We start from the raw sequence: 18941 nt of genomic DNA, 5'->3' as shown, positions 1-18941 counted from the left end.
TTAAAATTGGGGTACCAGGTTCGCTTTCTGAATGTTGCTCAGTGCGAACACTTCATCTTTGCCGTCAACTGCAACGGTAATCATCTCGCCATCAACGGCTTTAATGATCCCCTGCCACTTACGACGATTCTGTACCGCCATACGCAGTACCAGCGTCACCTCTTCGCCAGTGTAGCGTGCATAATGTTCGGCAGTGAAGAGAGGACGGTCGAGGCCAGGCGAGGAGACTTCCAGGTTATAAGCCACCGTGACTGGGTCTTCGACATCAAGAACGGCACTAACCTGGTGGCTGACATCAGCACAATCGTCAACAGTGATGCCATCTTCACTATCAATATAGATGCGCAGCGTCGATGTGCGACCGCGAATGAATTCGATGCCGACGAGTTCGTAGCCCAGCGCTTCCACCGGTGCCGTAATCATCTCTGTTAATTTTTGCTCTAATGTGGACAAGCCCACCCCCAGGACATAAAAAAAGGGCATAAAGCCCAGTTATTCTTTAGCCAGATAACAAAAAACCCCGATAAATCGGGGCTTTTAATAACTGAACCCTGTAAACCGCGATGCGCGGTCCGGAACACCTTCCAGGGAATTTTCTTTCAAAAAAGATCAGGAAGGCATTCGCTGCACTTCACAGTATATTTGAAAAACAACTCTCAGGGAAAGTGGTTGCGGGGGCCGGATTTGAACCGACGACCTTCGGGTTATGAGCCCGACGAGCTACCAGGCTGCTCCACCCCGCGTCCGAAAACGTGGCAAATACTACGCCTTAAACGTCAAAATTGCAAGTTTTGCTGGGATTTGGTACCGAGGACGGGACTTGAACCCGTAAGCCCAATCGGGCACTACCACCTCAAGGTAGCGTGTCTACCAATTCCACCACCTCGGCACTATAGTGCGCAGTTTCTGTTTACTACGCGAAGCTGACAAATTATCGCGGGATATCGCTGGTCGGCTTAGCCGGCGCTGCGGGCTGAGTCTGCTCAGTTTTAGCTGGCGCAGTCAGATTCTCCCACTCACTTCCTTTATTGGTTTTATTGCTGTTAATGTTACCCAGAACCAAGCTGATAATGAAGAACAGGGTTGCCAACACAGCTGTCATACGGGTCATGAAGTTACCAGAACCACCTGAACCAAACAGCGTAGCAGAAGCGCCTGCACCAAAGGAGGCTCCCATATCAGCGCCTTTACCTTGCTGCAGCATGATAAGACCAACAAGGCCTAACGCTACAATAAGGAAAACTACCAAAAGAGCTTCGTACATAATCAACCTGTTCCTTGCGGGGTTACCGCAGCCAATTGCTTCAAACCAATAAAGCAGGGCATTTGTCATTCCCTACTGAAGCGGGTGTGAATACTAACGAAACCGACCACTGCACGCAAGTGCAATTTTATCTGATAATGCTGACTGCGGAAAAAAACGGCAAATAAGACTAAGGTGGCGATTTTAAAGGCGACTTTCGCCGCCTTTTTAAACGATGGCGTAATTAAACGGCTTTCACTGCATCCGCGATACGGTGTGCAAAAGCCGTCACCTGCGCTTCGTCCTCGCCTTCTACCATGACGCGAATGAGCGGCTCGGTACCAGATTTACGCAGCAATACGCGCCCGCGTTTACCCAACGCCTGTTCAACCTCTTCAGTAATTGTTTTTACCGACGCATGTTCCAGCGGATCGCCACTCCCCGGGGTAAAGCGCACGTTGACAAGAATCTGCGGAAACAGCTTCATACCACTGCATAGATCGTGCAGACTCATGTGATTACGCGCAATTGCCGTTAAAACCTGCAGCGCGGCCACAATGCCGTCACCGGTCGTCGTTTTATCTAACAGAATGACGTGCCCGGAGTTTTCCGCACCAATGCGCCACCCTTTTTCTTGCATTTTTTCGAGGACATAACGGTCGCCTACCTTGGCTCGTGCAAAGGGAATACCGAGCTGTTTTAGTGCAACCTCAAGCCCCATATTGCTCATTAGCGTACCGACCGCGCCGCCACGTAACTGCCCCTGACGCAGGCCTTCGCGCGCAATAATATAAAGAATTTGGTCGCCATCTACTTTATTGCCTTCATGGTCGACCATAATCACGCGGTCGCCGTCACCGTCAAAGGCGATCCCTAAGTCGGCTTTTTCCGCCACCACGCGTTCCTGCAGCATTCGTACGTCGGTCGCACCACATTTTTCATTGATGTTCAGGCCGTCCGGCTCGCACCCGATGGTGATAACCCGCGCGCCGAGTTCACGCAGCACGTTCGGCGCAATGTGGTAAGTGGCGCCGTTCGCGCAATCCACGACTATTTTCAGGCTGTTAAGGCTAAGTTCATTCGGGAAGGTGCCTTTACAAAATTCAATATAACGGCCTGCAGCGTCCACAATACGGTTTGCTTTACCCAGCTCCGCAGAATCAACGCAGTTAATCTCTTTTTCCAGCTCCGCCTCAATCGCTTCTTCAACTTCATCCGGCAGCTTAGTGCCCTCAATTGAGAAGAATTTGATGCCGTTATCGTAAAAGGGGTTATGGGACGCTGAGATAACAATCCCAGCTTCTGCGCGAAAGGTACGCGTCAGGTATGCGACAGCAGGCGTCGGCATCGGGCCGGTAAACAATGCTGAAAGACCAGCTGCGGCAAGGCCTGCTTCAAGTGCGGATTCCAGCATATAACCGGAAATACGGGTATCTTTACCGATGATAACCTTACGCGACCCGTGTCTTGCCAGCACCTTACCTGCCGCCCAGCCAAGCTTAAGGACAAAATCAGGGGTAATGGGTGCATCGCCTACGCGGCCGCGAATACCGTCGGTCCCAAAATATTTACGGTTACTCATAGTATTTTTTATCCTTCGCTGAAAGAGTTGCTTCCACTACGCGCATCGCTTCGACGGTTTCTTTGACGTCGTGAACCCGCATAATTTGCGCGCCCTGCATCGCCGCCGTGACTGCACAAGCGAGACTACCCGGCAGGCGCTGGTCGGGCCCAACATTAAGTAATTGTCCAATCATCGATTTACGCGACATTCCCACCAACAAAGGCATTCCGAAACGGTGAAATTCTGAAAGCCGGGCAAGAAGCTGATAATTGTGGGTCAGATTTTTACCGAAACCGAATCCCGGGTCGAGTATGATTTTCTCTTTTGTTATGCCTGCCGCCTCACAACGCGCAATATGCTGTTCGAAAAAGCGCATGACATCGGTAAACACATCATCATAGTGCGGCGCCTGCTGCATCGTTTTAGGCTGGCCCTGCATATGCATCAGACAAACCGGCAATCCGGTTTGTGCCGCAGCCTCCAGCGCCCCGGGTTCAGTCAACGAGCGGATATCGTTAATGATATGCGCCCCGGCTCGCGCCGACTCACGAATCACCTCAGCTTTTGACGTATCGACGGAAACCCATACTTCGAACCGTTGCGCCAGCGCTTCAACAACCGGCACGACGCGTGAAAGCTCCTCATCTACGCTCACTTCTGCGGCTCCCGGGCGCGTTGACTCCCCTCCCACGTCAATGATTGTCGCACCCGCGTTAATCATTGCATTGGCATGTTTCACGGCCTCTGTAAGCGTGTTGTGTTGGCCACCATCGGAGAATGAATCAGGCGTGACATTCAGGATCCCCATCACATGTGGGTGCGAGAGTTCGAGCATTGTGCCCTGAGCGAAGAGTTTCATTGCCATTCCCTTATGAACTTGAATGAACGAAAACAGAAAACCCCGGACAAGCCGGGGTTTTAATTAAGGCAGCGGTACTACAGTCAGCAATTATTTATCACCGAACTGCTCAGACATGGTGTTACCCGGGTTCGGCGTACGCGGTTCATCGACCGGACGCGGCGCACGCGGGGTGCCATTGCTGTCAGAGTTATTGTTAGCACCCGGATCTTCCCAGCCAGCTGGCGGGCGAACATCACGGCGAGCCATCAGATCGTCGATTTGCGGCGCGTCGATGGTTTCATATTTCATCAGCGCATCTTTCATGGCATGCAAGATGTCCATGTTATCGTTCAGAATCTGACGAGCGCGATTGTAGTTACGTTCGATAAGGGACTTAACTTCCTGATCGATAATACGCGCCGTTTCGTCTGACATATGCTTGGCTTTCGCCACGCTGCGGCCCAGGAATACTTCACCTTCTTCTTCCGCATACAGTAGCGGACCGAGTTTGTCGGAGAAGCCCCACTGAGTCACCATATTACGCGCCAGGTTCGTCGCCACTTTAATGTCGTTAGACGCACCCGTGGAAACATGCTCTGGTCCGTAAATAATTTCTTCTGCCAGACGACCGCCGTATAGCGTAGAAATCTGGCTCTCCAGCTTCTGACGGCTGGCGCTGATAGCATCACCTTCAGGCAGGAAGAACGTTACGCCCAGCGCGCGACCGCGCGGAATAATCGTTACTTTATGTACCGGATCGTGCTCAGGCACCAGACGGCCGATAATCGCATGGCCCGCTTCATGGTAAGCGGTGGATTCTTTCTGCGCTTCGGTCATGACCATGGAACGGCGTTCCGCGCCCATCATGATTTTGTCTTTCGCTTTTTCGAACTCAACCATTGATACCACGCGACGGTTCCCGCGTGCGGCGAACAGCGCCGCTTCGTTCACCAGGTTCGCAAGGTCAGCGCCCGAGAAGCCCGGCGTACCGCGCGCGATAATTGCCGCGTCGATATCCGGCGCCAGCGGTACACGTCGCATGTGCACTTTCAGGATCTGCTCACGGCCACGTACATCTGGCAGGCCAACCACAACCTGACGGTCGAAACGACCGGGACGCAGTAGCGCAGGATCCAGTACGTCAGGACGGTTAGTCGCCGCGATGACAATAATGCCTTCGTTACCTTCAAACCCGTCCATTTCAACCAGCATCTGGTTTAGCGTCTGCTCACGTTCATCATGACCACCGCCAAGACCAGCGCCACGCTGGCGGCCAACGGCATCGATTTCATCGATAAAGATGATGCAAGGTGCCGCTTTTTTAGCCTGTTCAAACATATCGCGAACACGGGACGCACCCACACCCACGAACATTTCTACGAAGTCAGAACCGGAAATAGTAAAGAACGGTACTTTCGCTTCGCCTGCGATGGCTTTTGCCAGCAGCGTTTTACCGGTACCCGGCGGGCCGACCATTAAAACACCTTTCGGAATTTTACCGCCCAGCTTCTGGAAACGGCTCGGTTCGCGCAGGTATTCCACCAGCTCGCCCACTTCTTCTTTCGCTTCGTCGCAACCTGCCACGTCAGCAAAAGTGGTTTTAATCTGATCTTCCGTCAGCATGCGTGCTTTGCTTTTACCGAACGACATGGCACCTTTGCCACCGCCGCCCTGCATCTGACGCATAAAGAATATCCAGACCCCAATCAGCAACAGCATCGGGAACCACGAAATGAAGATAGTGGCCAGCAGGCTCTGTTCTTCAGGCGGCTCACCAACTACTTTTACGTTTTTAGTCAGCAGGTTATCAAGGAGTTTGGGATCGTTTACGGGAATGTAAGTCGTGTATCGGTTACTATCTTTCTTGGTAACGTTGATTTCACGTCCGTTGATACGCGCTTCGCGAACCTGGTCCTGGTTAACTTCTTGCAGGAAGGTAGAGTAATCCACCCTACGGCCACTCGACTCGCTGGGCCCAAAGCTCTGGAATACTGACATCAGCACAACTGCGATGACCAGCCAGAGTATTAGGTTTTTCGCCATGTCACTCAAGGGATTAACCTCATATTACAACTGTGTTAACAAACAGCGTCAGGGTACTATAGTTTGCGCCCGGTCGCTACAATGTACACTTCACGTGAACGGGCACGAGAAGAGTCCGGTTTACGAACTTTCACCTTCGTAAACAGGGAGCGAATTTCCCGCAGGTATTCATCGAAACCTTCGCCCTGAAACACCTTCACAACAAAACTACCGCCCGGTGCCAGCACATCTCGACACATCTCGAGCGCCAGTTCCACCAGATACATGGCGCGGGGAATATCTACAGCTGGAGTCCCGCTCATGTTTGGTGCCATATCTGACATGACAACCTGTACTTTACTGTCACCCACGCGTTCCAGTAACGCTTTCATAACTAATTCATCACGAAAGTCGCCCTGAAGGAAGTCCACACCAACGATAGGATCCATTGGTAAAAGATCGCAAGCGATAATACGGCCCGCGCCTCCAATTTGCGTGACGACATACTGTGACCAACCACCGGGCGCCGCGCCAAGATCGACGACTGTCATCCCCGGTTTAAAAATCTTGTCACTTTGCTGTATTTCATCAAGTTTAAACCAGGCACGGGAACGTAACCCTTTTTTCTGCGCCTGTTGAACATATTTATCGCTAAAGTGTTCCTGAAGCCAGCGACTGGAGCTGGCAGAACGCTTTTTACCTGTCATTTCACATTCCATCCGGGTTCATCGTGAGCCGCAGGCTCAAAAACCCACGTTTTGCCATTTGGCGATAATTGGGAGATGGCGGTAGAATGACCCGTTTTCAATCCCAACGTAAGCAAAAAATACGATGAATCTGAGTACTAAACAAAAACAGCACCTGAAAGGTCTGGCCCATCCGCTCAAGCCGGTGGTTATGCTTGGCAGTAATGGTTTGACCGAAGGGGTACTGGCCGAGATTGAACAAGCGCTTGAGCACCATGAGTTAATCAAGGTGAAGATCGCCTCTGAAGACCGCGAAACTAAGACCCTGATTGTGGATGCCATCGTGCGTGAAACCGGCGCCTGTAATGTACAGGTCATCGGGAAAACGCTGGTGCTCTACCGCCCGTCAAAGGAACGTAAAATTTCGCTGCCCCGCTAAGTTGTGGGCTCTGCGAGCGATCGCAGAAGTCGCAAACTACAGGCAGGGGTGCAAAATGCCACGCTCCGTTTGTTGATAAAAGGCCGCTTAGCGGCCTTTTTCCTTTCTTTACAAACTGAACGGTATGGTTGTCATTTCGATAAAACCTCACGGTACTGGTAGGCAAATCCGTCTGCAAGACGCGCCGCATATCGAAAAAAACTTCCGTTCAGAGGCAGGGTTTAAAGATAATCGACTTTGATAATTTCAAATTCAACCACACCGCCCGGGGTGTTAATCGCCACCACGTCATCCAGTTCCTTACCTACCAACCCACGTGCAATCGGCGAGTTCACAGAGATAAGATTCTGTTTAAAATCTGCTTCATCGTCACCGACGATGCGATACGTCAGCTCTTCATCGGTATCGAGATTCAACACCGTGACGGTGGAGCCGAAAATAACGCGGCCGTTATTGGGCATTTTGGTGATATCAATCACTTGCGCGTTCGAAAGTTTCGCTTCGATATCTTTAATACGCCCTTCGCAGAAACCCTGCTGCTCGCGAGCGGCATGGTATTCCGCATTCTCTTTCAGATCGCCATGCTCGCGGGCTTCGGCGATAGCGGCAATGATTTCCGGGCGACGCACGGATTTCAGGAAGTCCAGCTCTTCGCGTAATTTATCAGCGCCACGTAAGGTCATCGGAATAGGTTGCATTTGTTATACCTCTCACTGTCCTGTTAAGAACGGTTCACAGCCCGCTCCGGCTGCACGCCAGCCCGGAAAGCCTTCCAGCCCCGGATGGCAAACAAAAGAAAACTGACCCGGAGACAAAGCCCCAGGTCAGGAACGATTTTTCAATTTGATACGCATTTTACCCTGAAGTTCCCGAAGGGTCATCGTTTACTTTGCAGGGCGATGCGCCTTAGTATGACGGCACGTTTCCAGCTGTTACCGCGAGATTATGCGATTTTCCAGATTTGCTGTCGGATTGACCACCAGTGTAGCCCTGAATGCCAGTGCCGCCAATGTCGAAGAGTATATCAATCAGTTACCCGCCGGCGCGAATCTCGCTCTGATGGTGCAAAAAGTCGGAGCCAGCTCCCCTGAGATTGATTTTCACAGCCAGCAGATGGCGCTGCCTGCCAGTACACAGAAAGTGATTACGGCACTGGCCGCGCTGTTGCAGCTCGGGCCGGACTACCGCTTCACCACGACACTTGAAAGCCGTGGCGACGTGCGGGACGGCGTGCTGGACGGCGATTTAATCGCACGCTTCACTGGCGACCCAACCTTCAAGCGTCAGGATATGCGCAATATGGTTACGGCGCTAAAAAAAGCAGGCGTTCAGCAAATAAAGGGAAACGTGCTGATCGACACTTCTGCCTTTGCGAGCCACGATAAAGCGCCCGGTTGGCCGTGGAACGACATGACCCAGTGCTTTAGCGCGCCGCCTTCAGCGGCCATTGTTGATCGTAACTGTTTTTCCGTCTCGCTCTACAGCGCGCCACAAGCGGGCGAGCCCGCTTTTGTGCGTATCGCCTCTTATTATCCGGTTAACGTCTACAGCCAGGTGAAAACCCTGCCGCGAGGCTCCTCGGAAGCGCAGTATTGCGAGCTGGATGTGGTGACAGGCGACCTCAATCGCTACACGCTAACAGGCTGCATGACGCAGCGCGCCGATCCGCTACCGCTGGCCTTCGCGATTCAGGACGGCGCAGGTTACGCAGGGGCTATTCTCAAAGCGGAACTCAAACAAGCGGGCATCACTTACAATGGCACGCTGCTGCGCCAGACGCAGCCGAACGAGCCGGGCACAATTATCGCCAGCCGCCAGTCGCCTCCGCTGCATGACCTTCTGCGCGTGATGCTTAAAAAGTCCGACAATATGATTGCCGACACGGTATTCCGTACCATCGGTCGTAACTTCTATGGCGTACCAGGCACCTGGCGTGCCGGCGCGGATGCCGTTCGCCAAATCCTGCGTCAAAAAGCAGGCGTAGATTTAGGCAATACAATCGTGGTGGATGGTTCTGGCCTGTCGCGCCATAATCTGATAGCGCCCGCCACCATGATGCAGGTGCTGCAGTACATTGCGCGCAACGACAGCCAGCTGAATTTTATCTCTATGCTTCCGCTTGCAGGGCACGATGGCTCGCTGCTATACCGGGCAGGTCTGCATGAAGCGGGCGTAGATGGCAAAGTTTCCGCCAAAACCGGCTCGCTACAAGGGGTTTATAACCTGGCGGGCTTTATTACTACGGCCAGCGGGCAACGCATGGCATTCGTTCAGTATCTTTCCGGCTACGCCGTAGAGCCTGCGGATCAGCGCAACCGCCGCATTCCGCTGGTACGCTTTGAGAGCAGGCTCTATCGCGACCTTTACCAGAATAACTAACGATGAAACTGCTGATAGTCGAAGATGATTTGCTGCTACAGGAAGGACTGGCGCTGGCGCTCGGTAACGAGGGCTATGCGCTGGATTGCGCCGCCAGCGCGGCACAGGGCGATGCGCTGCTTCAGAGCGGCGAATATAGCTTGATTATCCTCGACTTAGGCCTGCCTGATAAAGATGGCGCAACACTGTTAAGCCAGTGGCGTCGCAGCGGCATCAGTACACCGGTACTGATTCTGACCGCGCGTGACGCGCTGGCGGATCGCGTGAACGGTCTTGACGCCGGTGCAGATGATTATCTGGTTAAACCTTTTGCACTGGCGGAACTGAACGCGCGCGTACGGGCACTGATCCGTCGCTATCAGGGACATAGCGATAATCTTCTGCAGCACGACGACATTACCCTCAATCTGCAAACGCAGCAGGTTTTATTGCAGGGCCAGCCGGTAGAAGTCACGCCTAAAGAGTTTGCGTTATTAACCCGTCTGATGATGCGCATCGATCAGACCGTTCACCGCGAAACGCTGCAGCAGGATATCTACAGCTGGCAGGACGATCCGAGTTCCAATACGCTTGAAGTCCATATTCATAATTTGCGCCGCAAGCTTGGTAAAACACGCATCCGTACCGTACGTGGTGTCGGTTACCGACTGGAGCGCCAGCCATGAACAGCATGCGCCGTCGGCTAATGCTGATGCTGGCGCTTATTCTTCTTTTCTTTCAGCTCATTAGTGTTATCTGGTTGTGGCATGAAAGCCGCGAGCAGATCAGTTTCCTGGTCAACGAAACGCTGTCGGCGAAATCCCGTACGAACCATGTCGAAAAAGAGATCCGCGAGGCGATCGCTTCGCTGCTGGTCCCTTCGCTGGTAATGGTCGGGTTTACCCTCTTTTTTTCTTTCTGGGCGGTGACCTGGATTACGCGGCCGCTCAGTCTGCTGAGCCACACACTCGCTAACCGCTCTGCAGATAATCTGTCCCCTGTCCCCATTGATTCAGCAATGGAGGAGATAAGCGCGGTTACACTTTCGCTCAACCAGCTTTTCTCACGCCTCGACCATACCATTCAGCAGGAGCGTCTGTTTACGGCCGATGCCGCGCACGAGTTACGCACGCCGCTTGCCGGCATCCGGCTTCATCTGGAGCTAATGGAGCAATCGGGCGTTACTCAGGCCGCGCCGCTTCTGGCACGCATCGACAGACTGATGCATACCGTCGAGCAATTACTGATGCTGTCGCGTGCCGGTCAGGCGCTGGCCAGTGGTCACTATGAAACGCTGCGTTGGTATGAAGATATCATTGCCCCACTGCGTAGTGAGATGGATGAACTGGTGGAGCAACGCGAACAACATATCATCTGGCCCGTCGGCGAGCTGGCGCAACATGTTCAGGGTGATGCGGTCTTGCTGCGTCTTATGCTGCGCAACCTGGTAGAAAATGCTTCCCGGTACAGTCCTGAGAAAAGCCGTATTGTCGTGCAACTGATACCGGAGCAGGATGGCAGCAGCCTGAGCGTTATTGACCAAGGGCCGGGAATAGCAAAAGAACAGCGTCAGGCAATAACAGAGCCTTTTCGCCGGTTGGATCAGCGTTATGGCGGCAGCGGCCTGGGACTCAGCATTGTGCAGCGTATCGTGCATCTGCATCGCGGTCGGTTAATACTGAATGACGCACCGGAAGGCGGGTTGGCGGCCTCATGCTGGTTGCCGGAGACCATTAATCAACAATAAAAAAGCCACCTCGCAAAGAGATGGCTTTTATAAACATCATAAGGCCAGTTCCCCGGCTTTATGACTAACGCTGATAGACGATTTCAACGCCTTCGTCGTCATCTTCGTCCCAGTCGTCATCCCACTCTTCTTCCGCTTCAGCTTCAATCTCTTCGAGCTGCTGGCGATGATAGTCATCCCACATAAACTCGACTTTTTCAGGCTGCTTCGCTTCTTCTTCGTGAACAACAGGGTTTTCGATGATGAAGTGCATCACGTCCCAGCAAAGATCTTTCACGCCCATCTGGCTCGCAGCAGAGATCAGATAATATTTATCGTCCCAGCCCAGCGCTTGTGCGATTGCTTTGGCTTTAGCTTCAGCCTCGTCGCGATCCAACAGGTCGATTTTGTTAAAGACCAGCCAGCGCGGTTTAGAAGCCAGTTTCTCGCTGTATTTTTCCAGTTCACCCACAATAATGCGGGCGTTTTCCGCCGGATCGGAACCGTCGATCGGATCGAGATCGATCAGGTGCAGCAGCACGCGGCAGCGCTCAAGGTGTTTCAGGAAGCGGATGCCAAGGCCAGCGCCTTCCGCCGCGCCCTCGATCAAACCAGGGATGTCGGCGACAACAAAGCTTTTCTCGTTATCCATACGCACGACGCCAAGGCTTGGCACCAGCGTGGTAAAGGGATAGTCCGCCACTTTTGGCTTCGCCGCAGATACCGCACGAATAAAGGTGGATTTACCGGCATTTGGCATACCCAGCATACCTACATCTGCCAGCAGCATCAGTTCCAACTGGAGATCGCGCTTTTCGCCCGGTGTACCCATCGTTTTCTGGCGCGGCGTACGGTTAACGGAAGATTTAAAGCGAGTGTTACCAAGGCCATGCCAGCCGCCTTTAGCGACCATCAGACGCTGACCGTGTTTGGTCATATCGCCCATCGTTTCGCCAGTACCTTGATCGATAACACGCGTGCCGACCGGCACTTTGACGGTGACGTCTTTACCACGTTTACCGGTGCAGTCACGGCTCTGCCCGTTCTGACCACGCTCAGCGCGGAAAGATTTCTCAAAACGGTAATCGATAAGGGTGTTGAGGTTCTCATCCGCTTCCAGCCAGACATCACCGCCATCACCGCCGTCGCCGCCATCAGGGCCGCCTTTCGGAATGTATTTTTCACGACGGAAGCTTACGCAGCCGTTACCGCCATCACCCGCCACGACCAGGATCGTAGCTTCATCAACAAACTTCATTTTACTTCTCCGTAATTCATTCGCCCGAGCGGGGGAGTACTCCAACCGCTTCGTTTTTGCGCCACCGTCCCCAAAGACGGTGACCAATGGCGGAATACATCGCACCCGCAACCACGACAAACGCACCGAGATAACCCAACAGGTTTAGCATCGGTCTGGCGAAGAAATCGGGCCAGGCAACAGATAACACATCTGAAAATAGTAAGGTAAACAAAGGGGTAAGCGTAATAATGGCGCTTACCTGCGCCGCCTGCCATCTCGCCATCGCTTCTGCCAGCGCACCATATCCCACCAGCGTATTCAGGCCACAGAAAATAAGACAGGCGACTTGCCATGAGCTGAGCTGGAACAGTACGGCAGGCTTCGCCAGCGGCAACAGCGCAATAGTACATAAAGTGTACAGCAAAAAGAGGATCTGTTGCGAGGCCAGACGCCGCAGTAATACTTTCTGCGCCACGCCATAACTTACCCACACCGTCGCCGCGCCTATCCCGAAAATCACACCCCAGGTGTAATCGGTAAGCCGCGTAAAGATCTCTATCAGGCTGGTGTTGAAAAACATCACCAGTCCGCAAAGCAGCATCAATGCCCCAATAACCTGCGTGCCGCGCATCTTTTCTTTGAGGATTAGAACGCTTGCGACCATCATGCCAACCGGCGAAAGCTGGCCTATTACTTGCGAGGCTGTGGGGCTTAAATATTGCAGGGAAGAACTAAACAGAATGAAGTTGCCGAAGAGACCACCTGTCGCTATTGCCAGTAAAACCAGCCAGCGCGGTTTGCGAAACAAGCCCATCGGCGGTAGTTTGCCTTTGATCGTAAGGATCAACCCAAGCCCGATTCCCGCCATCAGAAAGCGGTAGAACACCACGGTGGGCGGCTCCATCACTTCCAGTACCTGCTTCATTGCAATTGGCAGCGCACCCCAGCACATTGCGGTCGTAAGCGCCAAAAGAATACCAATGCCGGCCTGCTGCTTCATGCCCGTTTTCCCTACAGAAAATATTACCGGGTTCCCAATGTAAAAAGCCCCGCAACAGGTTGCGGGGCTTTAATCCGTTACCGGACCGAGAAAACCTTACTCAGCAACGATGCTGATGTATTTACGGTTGTTCGGGCCTTTAACTTCGAATTTCACTTTACCGTCTGCTTTAGCAAACAGAGTGTGGTCACGACCGCAACCTACGTTGTTGCCAGCGTGGAATTTGGTACCACGTTGACGAACGATGATGCTACCCGCCAGAACGGTTTCGCCACCGAAACGCTTAACGCCCAGGCGTTTAGCTTCTGAATCGCGACCGTTACGTGTGGAGCCGCCAGCCTTTTTATGTGCCATTTAAATCTCTCCTCAGGTCTTAGGCGCTGATGCCAGTGATTTTCACATCAGTGAACCACTGACGATGGCCCTGCTGCTTACGGTAGTGTTTACGACGACGAAACTTAACGATTTTAACTTTCTCGCCACGACCATGAGCAACAACTTCAGCTTTGATTACGCCGCCATCAACGAAAGGAACGCCGATTTTGACATCTTCACCGTTTGCGATCATCAGAACTTCAGCGAACTCAACAGTTTCGCCAGTTGCGATGTCCAGCTTTTCCAGGCGAACGGTCTGACCTTCGCTAACTCGGTGTTGTTTACCACCACTTTGGAAAACCGCGTACATATAGAACTCCGCTTCCGCGCACGCCTTTTGCATGATCAGAGTGCGCTATAAATATTCACAATAGGGCGCGAATATTACGCAAATTGCGACGCTTTGACAAGCCCGTTTGTTGTTCAGTGCGGAAAAAAAACACAACCGCGACGGCAGCGTTTATCTGCCGCGTTTTTCCGGTACAATCTGTACTACATTTAGAATCCACTATCCTTACCTTCTCCCTTACAGACTGTGGTAAACAGGACGATAGCCAGACTTTTGCGATGAATTTAGAAAAAATTAATGAGTTAACCGCGCAAGATATGGCCGGTGTCAACGAGACCATCCTTGAGCAGCTCAATTCCGACGTGCAGCTTATCAACCAGCTGGGCTATTACATCGTCAGTGGCGGCGGCAAACGCATTCGCCCGATGATTGCTGTGCTCGCTGCTCGTGCGCTCGGTTATGAGGGGAAAGCGCATGTCACTATCGCCGCGCTCATCGAATTCATTCACACCGCCACGCTGTTGCATGACGATGTGGTGGACGAATCCGACATGCGTCGCGGCAAAGCGACGGCCAATGCCGCCTTCGGCAACGCTGCCAGTGTTCTGGTGGGAGATTTTATTTACACCCGCGCTTTTCAGATGATGACAAGCCTGGGCTCACTCAAAGTGCTTGAAGTGATGTCAGAAGCGGTCAACGTTATTGCTGAGGGCGAAGTGCTCCAGTTGATGAACGTAAACGATCCTGATATTACCGAAGAGAGCTACATGCGGGTGATTTACAGCAAAACCGCGCGGCTTTTCGAGGCAGCGGCGCAATGCTCCGGTATTCTGGCCGGTGCAAGCGAAGCGCAGGAGCGCGCATTACAAGATTATGGTCGCTATCTCGGTACGGCATTTCAGTTGATCGACGATCTTCTGGATTACAGCGCTGACGGTGAACGTCTCGGTAAAAACGTGGGCGATGACCTCAACGAAGGCAAACCTACGCTTCCGCTGCTGCATGCGATGCACAATGGCACGCCTGCGCAAGCGCAGATGATCCGCGAGGCGATCGAACAAGGCAACGGGCGCCATCTGTTGGATCCCGTTCTGGAAACGATGGCAGCCTGTGGCTCGCTCGAATGGACACGCACTCGTGCAGAAGAAGAAGCGGATAAAGCCATCGCCGCGCTTGAAATTCTCTCCCCTTCTCCCTGGCGCGACGCTCTGATTGCGCTGGCACACATGTCGGTCCAACGCGATCATTAATCTTTCTCCGCGCCATTCGGCGCGGAGAAATTTCCGCTCTTATTAGCGCCTTTCGCGCGAACGCCAACCGTCCACTTTCCAGATAATACGTTTCCGGATTTTATAAGATCCTGGATACCTCTAACGATCTTTTGGCAATCATTCTCGTTAGAGGCAATGGCATACTTTACATCCGCTTTGTGGTTATTCGCACACTTCTGAATACAACCAAAAGTAACTGGAACCATTTAGAAAATTTTGTGTTATAAATGATCAACCAGTTCCTTATGGAACTGCGCAGGGGGTTTTAATGCCGTAACAGGGAGGATGTATGGAACGTAAGTTTATCGACTGGCACCCCGCCGATATCGTTGCCGCACTACGCAAGAAAGGCTCATCGCTGGCCGCAGAATCTCGCAAAGCGGGTCTGAGTTCTTCAACGCTTGCGAACGCGCTGACCCGCCCCTGGCCCAGAGGCGAGAAGATCATCGCAGAAGCATTGGGCACTGAGCCCTGGATTATCTGGCCCTCACGCTATCACGATCCTGTGACACACGAATTTATTGATCGATCACGTCTGATCCGCCATCGCTGACAGCACTAGAGCAGGGTCGCGGCTGTTGTATCCCGCTATGAGACCTCTTCTTTTTATAACCAATAAAAAAGCCTGCCGGGAGCCGCTGGATATCAGCCTTTCCCGACAGGCTTATCGCCCGTGTGCGCACTTGCGCAGACGCGTTATTCGCCTTTTACGCGCTCGATGTTGGCGCCCAGCGCGCGCAGCTTATCTTCAATACATTCATAGCCACGATCAATGTGGTAAATACGATCCACAACCGTCGTACCTTCTGCGATGCACCCTGCCAGCACCAGGCTTGCGGACGCACGCAAGTCGGTCGCCATAACCTGAGCGCCGGAGAGTTTCTCAACGCCGTGGCAGATAACCGTATTGCTTTCGATTTCCGCATGCGCGCCCATACGGATAAGCTCCGGCACATGCATAAAACGATTTTCAAAAATAGTTTCGGTAATAACGCCAGTGCCTTCCGCAACCAGGTTCAGCAGCGTGAATTGCGCCTGCATATCTGTCGGGAACGCCGGATGCGGCGCGGTGCGTACGTTAACGGCTTTCGGACGTTTGCCGTGCATATCGAGACTGATCCAGTCTTCGCCGGTTTCGATATCCGCGCCTGCTTCACGTAATTTTGCCAGCACCGCGTCCAGAGTGTCAGGACGCGTGTTATGACACATCACTTTACCGCCAGAAATCGCGGCAGCGACCAGAAAAGTCCCCGTTTCGATACGGTCAGGCAGAACGCGATAGACACCGCCGCCCAGGCGCTCAACGCCTTCGATGGTGATTTTATCGGTGCCCTGCCCGGTGATTTTTGCCCCAAGCGTATTCAGGAAGTTTGCGGTGTCGACAATTTCCGGCTCGCGCGCGGCGTTTTCAATAACCGTGGTGCCTTCAGCGAGCGTCGCTGCGGACATAATGGTCACGGTGGCACCAACGCTCACCTTATCCATCACAATGTGCGCGCCTTTGAGGCGGCCCTGGACAGAGGCCTTCACGTAACCCTCTTCCAGCTTAATTTCCGCACCGAGTTGCTCAAGGCCCGTAATGTGTAAATCGACCGGACGCGCGCCGATAGCACAGCCGCCCGGCAGTGAAACCTGGCCCTGGCCGAAACGCGCCACCAGTGGACCGAGCGCCCAGATAGAGGCGCGCATGGTTTTCACCAGCTCGTACGGCGCACAGAAAATATTCACCTTGCTTGCATCGATCCAGACGGAACCATTGCGCTCGACTTTGGTGCCGAGCTGGCTCAGCAGCTTCATGGTGGTATCGATATCTTTAAGCTTCGGTACGTTTTGAATTTCTACAGGCTCTTCAGCCAGCAGGGCGGCAAAAAGGATCGGCAGCGCGGCGTTTTTTGCCCCTGAGATCGTCACTTCGCCGGAAAGGCGGCCTGGCCCCTGCACACGGAATTTATCCATCAGAACTGTTCTCTGTTATTCAATCACTTGCTGCCGGCGTAACGCCCACAGCTCAAAAACCATTGAGTTTGCGATCGCGTTCCCATTCCTGGGGCGTAAACGCTTTGATGGAAACCGCATGGATGCGGTTATCGGCAATGAACTCCATCAGCGGGCCGTAGACAGCCTGCTGTTTCTTCACGCGGCTCATCTCGCCAAACAGCTCACCCACAGCAATGACCTGAAAATGGCTGCCATCGCCGGAGACGTGGACTTCCTGGAGAGGCAGTGCGTTCATCAGCACCGTCTGAATTTCATGATTTTCCATGGGCTTTATTCATTATTTAGTGAAAACAGCCCAACATCTTAGAGCAAAGTGGCGCTGTCTTAAACAAGCAAAAAAGCCCCGCCGTTTAGCCGGACGGGGCTTTATCAGTAACGTGCTGAAAATATTAGTCTGTCGAGGTCGGCAGAACGTTTTCCGGCAGGTTGTAAAGTTTCGCAAGCGTCGTCAGATTCTCGCTCATGCCTTCAAGCGTCACGCTACGCCCGCCCGTTTGTGCAAGCGCAATGAGCTGGACCAATAGCGCCAGCCCGGCAGTATCAACGCGAGCAAGGCCGCTGAGATCAATGCGCTGCAAGCCGTCAGTAAGCGTCTGGCGCTGATCCCAGAGCGGCATCAGCGTTTCGCGATCCAACGTTCCGGTTAAGTGCAACCGCGCGTCCTGACGTTCCCAGTGCAGTTCAGCGGACATTATTGTTTCTGATCCAGCGTAATCGGCTGGCGAGAAATTGACTTCAGCTGCTCGGTCAGGCCATCAATGCCTTTCTGGCGCAGCAGGTCGCTCCACTCATTCTGCTTGGTCGTAATCATGCTTACGCCTTCCGCTATCATGTCATACGCCTGCCAGTTACCAGTCTGGCTGTTTTTACGCCACTGGAAATCCAGACGCACCGGCGGACGGCCATTCGGGTCGATGATAGTTACGCGAATCGGCACGATGTTGGCATCACCGAGCGGCTGCTCCGGCGCTATCTGGTAGGTCTGACCGTGATACATCGCCAGCGCCTGACCATACGCCTGTTTCAGGTATTCGCGGAACGCCGCGAAATACGCGTCGCGTTGTGCAGGCGTCGCTTCTTTATAATAACGTCCCAGTACCAGCGCGCCGGCATATTTCACCTGCACATACGGCAGCAGTTCCTGGTCTACAATATCGCGCAAATAGTTCGGATTCTGGCGAATTTTCGGCTGTTCATTCTTCAGGCGATCAAATGTTTTTTTCGCCGCCTCGTTCATAAGTTTATACGGGTTGGATTGGTCGGCTGCCGTTGCGAGCGGCGCAATCACCAGCATCGCGACCATTAAAAGACGTTTAAACATATCCGTTTCTCCTGATTAGTTCGTCGCGCCGGCAGGCGGCGTCGCGTTCTCCGGTTGGGCGGCAGTACCCTGCTCGCCGCCCGCGTTCTGGTTGTCGCCGCTGTTGCTCTTATAGAGGAACTGGCCAATCAGATCTTCAAGCACCATGGCAGATTTCGTGTCCTGAATCGTGCCGCCATCTTTAAGGATAGCGGTTCCGAGCTCGGGATCTTCAAAACCGACGTTCAGCGCCAGATATTGCTCACCCAATAAGCCGGAAGTACGAATCGCCAGCGAGCTGGTATCCGGAATATGATCGTAGCGCTGCTCAATATCCATCTCGACACGCGGCAGGTAAGTTTTTGGATCCAGCGTAATGTCGGACACCCGGCCAATCACTACGCCGCCGATACGTACCGGCGAATGCGGTTTCAGGCCGCCGATATTATCAAAGGTGGCATAAAGCCGGTATGTTGGTTCGGCTCGCAGAGAGGTGACATCCGCCACTTTCAGACAGATGAACAGCGCAGCCAGCAGTGCGACCAGCATAAAAGCGCCAACCCAGATCTCAAATTTCTTCGTTTGCATG

The 18941-nt window shown here is 53.1% G+C and carries 22 protein-coding genes and 2 tRNA genes; 6 read left to right on the top strand and 18 right to left on the bottom strand.

From position 1 onward, the window contains the following. The 8 genes from rimP to rlmE all read right to left on the bottom strand — a co-directional run bounded on the left by rimP (position 1) and on the right by rlmE (position 6377). Positions 1-453, bottom strand: coding sequence for a ribosome maturation factor RimP (gene rimP, locus AFK62_RS02280; RefSeq protein WP_007673151.1), 453 nt, complete (start codon positions 451-453; stop codon positions 1-3). Positions 454-666: 213 nt separating this feature from the next. Then, positions 667-743 (bottom strand) — tRNA-Met (locus tag AFK62_RS02275). Between the two features lie 59 nt (positions 744-802). Next, a tRNA-Leu gene (locus tag AFK62_RS02270) sits at positions 803-889 on the bottom strand. Positions 890-931: 42 nt separating this feature from the next. After that, positions 932-1264, bottom strand: a complete 333-nt coding sequence (gene secG / locus AFK62_RS02265; RefSeq protein WP_032984431.1) for a preprotein translocase subunit SecG — start codon at positions 1262-1264, stop codon at positions 932-934. Between the two features lie 223 nt (positions 1265-1487). Further along, the gene (glmM, locus tag AFK62_RS02260; protein WP_007673156.1) at positions 1488-2825 is read right to left on the bottom strand and encodes a phosphoglucosamine mutase; all 1338 of its coding nucleotides are present in this window, start codon (positions 2823-2825) and stop codon (positions 1488-1490) included. Beyond that, a complete protein-coding gene (gene folP, locus AFK62_RS02255) occupies positions 2818-3666 on the bottom strand; it encodes a dihydropteroate synthase (protein ID WP_007673158.1) in 849 nt (282 codons plus the stop codon). The genes glmM and folP overlap by 8 nt, the downstream gene beginning before the upstream one ends. A 90-nt stretch (positions 3667-3756) precedes the next feature. Then, positions 3757-5691, bottom strand: a complete 1935-nt coding sequence (gene ftsH, locus AFK62_RS02250) for an ATP-dependent zinc metalloprotease FtsH (RefSeq protein WP_032984433.1) — start codon at positions 5689-5691, stop codon at positions 3757-3759. 56 nt (positions 5692-5747) lie between these two features. Further along, positions 5748-6377 (bottom strand): 23S rRNA (uridine(2552)-2'-O)-methyltransferase RlmE, encoded by a 630-nt coding sequence (gene rlmE / locus AFK62_RS02245; protein ID WP_004385066.1) that lies wholly within the window; start codon positions 6375-6377, stop codon positions 5748-5750. 124 nt (positions 6378-6501) lie between these two features. Here rlmE and yhbY point away from each other — a divergent pair, with 124 nt between their 5' ends. Next, positions 6502-6795, top strand: a complete 294-nt coding sequence (yhbY, locus tag AFK62_RS02240; protein ID WP_007673165.1) for a ribosome assembly RNA-binding protein YhbY — start codon at positions 6502-6504, stop codon at positions 6793-6795. A 221-nt stretch (positions 6796-7016) separates the two neighbouring features. Here yhbY and greA read toward each other — a convergent pair whose 3' ends face one another. Beyond that, a complete protein-coding gene (gene greA / locus AFK62_RS02235; RefSeq protein WP_007673170.1) occupies positions 7017-7493 on the bottom strand; it encodes a transcription elongation factor GreA in 477 nt (158 codons plus the stop codon). 247 nt (positions 7494-7740) lie between these two features. On the opposite strand from greA, the gene dacB reads away from it, so the two are divergent. The 3 genes from dacB to pmrB are packed head-to-tail and all read left to right on the top strand — an operon-like array spanning position 7741 to position 10900. After that, positions 7741-9174 carry a serine-type D-Ala-D-Ala carboxypeptidase gene (dacB, locus tag AFK62_RS02230; protein ID WP_032984434.1) on the top strand — a complete coding sequence of 478 codons (1434 nt, stop codon included), beginning with the start codon at positions 7741-7743 and terminating at the stop codon, positions 9172-9174. Positions 9175-9176: 2 nt separating this feature from the next. Further along, positions 9177-9839: a two-component system response regulator PmrA gene (pmrA, locus tag AFK62_RS02225; RefSeq protein ID WP_007673177.1), complete on the top strand. Its 663-nt coding sequence runs from the start codon at positions 9177-9179 to the stop codon at positions 9837-9839. Continuing rightward, positions 9836-10900 (top strand): two-component system sensor histidine kinase PmrB, encoded by a 1065-nt coding sequence (gene pmrB / locus AFK62_RS02220; RefSeq protein ID WP_007673180.1) that lies wholly within the window; start codon positions 9836-9838, stop codon positions 10898-10900. The genes pmrA and pmrB overlap by 4 nt, the downstream gene beginning before the upstream one ends. 64 nt (positions 10901-10964) lie before the next feature. Here the strand turns inward: pmrB and cgtA are convergent, their stop codons facing one another. The 4 genes from cgtA to rplU all read right to left on the bottom strand — a co-directional run bounded on the left by cgtA (position 10965) and on the right by rplU (position 13804). Further along, positions 10965-12137 carry an Obg family GTPase CgtA gene (cgtA, locus tag AFK62_RS02215; RefSeq protein ID WP_007673182.1) on the bottom strand — a complete coding sequence of 391 codons (1173 nt, stop codon included), beginning with the start codon at positions 12135-12137 and terminating at the stop codon, positions 10965-10967. Positions 12138-12153: 16 nt separating this feature from the next. Beyond that, entirely contained in the window at positions 12154-13119 is a 966-nt protein-coding gene (locus AFK62_RS02210; RefSeq protein ID WP_007673185.1) for a DMT family transporter, read from the bottom strand. Positions 13120-13215: 96 nt separating this feature from the next. Next, positions 13216-13473, bottom strand: a complete 258-nt coding sequence (gene rpmA, locus AFK62_RS02205) for a 50S ribosomal protein L27 (RefSeq protein ID WP_007673187.1) — start codon at positions 13471-13473, stop codon at positions 13216-13218. A 19-nt stretch (positions 13474-13492) separates the two neighbouring features. Continuing rightward, positions 13493-13804: a 50S ribosomal protein L21 gene (rplU, locus tag AFK62_RS02200; RefSeq protein ID WP_004385077.1), complete on the bottom strand. Its 312-nt coding sequence runs from the start codon at positions 13802-13804 to the stop codon at positions 13493-13495. Between the two features lie 257 nt (positions 13805-14061). Between rplU and ispB the strand changes: the two genes are divergently transcribed. Then, on the top strand, positions 14062-15033 hold the full coding sequence (gene ispB / locus AFK62_RS02195; RefSeq protein ID WP_007673191.1) for an octaprenyl diphosphate synthase: 972 nt from the start codon (positions 14062-14064) through the stop codon (positions 15031-15033). A gap of 310 nt (positions 15034-15343) precedes the next feature. After that, positions 15344-15607: a DNA-binding transcriptional regulator SfsB gene (gene sfsB, locus AFK62_RS02185; protein WP_007673194.1), complete on the top strand. Its 264-nt coding sequence runs from the start codon at positions 15344-15346 to the stop codon at positions 15605-15607. A gap of 143 nt (positions 15608-15750) precedes the next feature. Here the strand turns inward: sfsB and murA are convergent, their stop codons facing one another. The 5 genes from murA to mlaD all read right to left on the bottom strand — a co-directional run bounded on the left by murA (position 15751) and on the right by mlaD (position 18940). Next, positions 15751-17010 (bottom strand): UDP-N-acetylglucosamine 1-carboxyvinyltransferase, encoded by a 1260-nt coding sequence (murA, locus tag AFK62_RS02180; RefSeq protein ID WP_007673197.1) that lies wholly within the window; start codon positions 17008-17010, stop codon positions 15751-15753. Positions 17011-17062: 52 nt separating this feature from the next. Further along, positions 17063-17317, bottom strand: coding sequence for a BolA family iron metabolism protein IbaG (gene ibaG / locus AFK62_RS02175; RefSeq protein WP_007673201.1), 255 nt, complete (start codon positions 17315-17317; stop codon positions 17063-17065). Positions 17318-17441: 124 nt separating this feature from the next. Beyond that, the gene (gene mlaB / locus AFK62_RS02170; RefSeq protein WP_032984437.1) at positions 17442-17744 is read right to left on the bottom strand and encodes a lipid asymmetry maintenance protein MlaB; all 303 of its coding nucleotides are present in this window, start codon (positions 17742-17744) and stop codon (positions 17442-17444) included. Beyond that, on the bottom strand, positions 17744-18373 hold the full coding sequence (gene mlaC, locus AFK62_RS02165) for a phospholipid-binding protein MlaC (protein WP_032984438.1): 630 nt from the start codon (positions 18371-18373) through the stop codon (positions 17744-17746). The genes mlaB and mlaC overlap by 1 nt, the downstream gene beginning before the upstream one ends. Before the next feature lie 15 nt (positions 18374-18388). Continuing rightward, positions 18389-18940 (bottom strand): outer membrane lipid asymmetry maintenance protein MlaD, encoded by a 552-nt coding sequence (mlaD, locus tag AFK62_RS02160; RefSeq protein ID WP_053531688.1) that lies wholly within the window; start codon positions 18938-18940, stop codon positions 18389-18391. Position 18941 lies beyond the last annotated feature (1 nt).

The organism is Cronobacter condimenti 1330, assembly GCF_001277255.1.
Lineage (GTDB): Bacteria > Pseudomonadota > Gammaproteobacteria > Enterobacterales > Enterobacteriaceae > Cronobacter > Cronobacter condimenti.
This window is presented reverse-complemented; position numbering and strand designations above follow the sequence as displayed.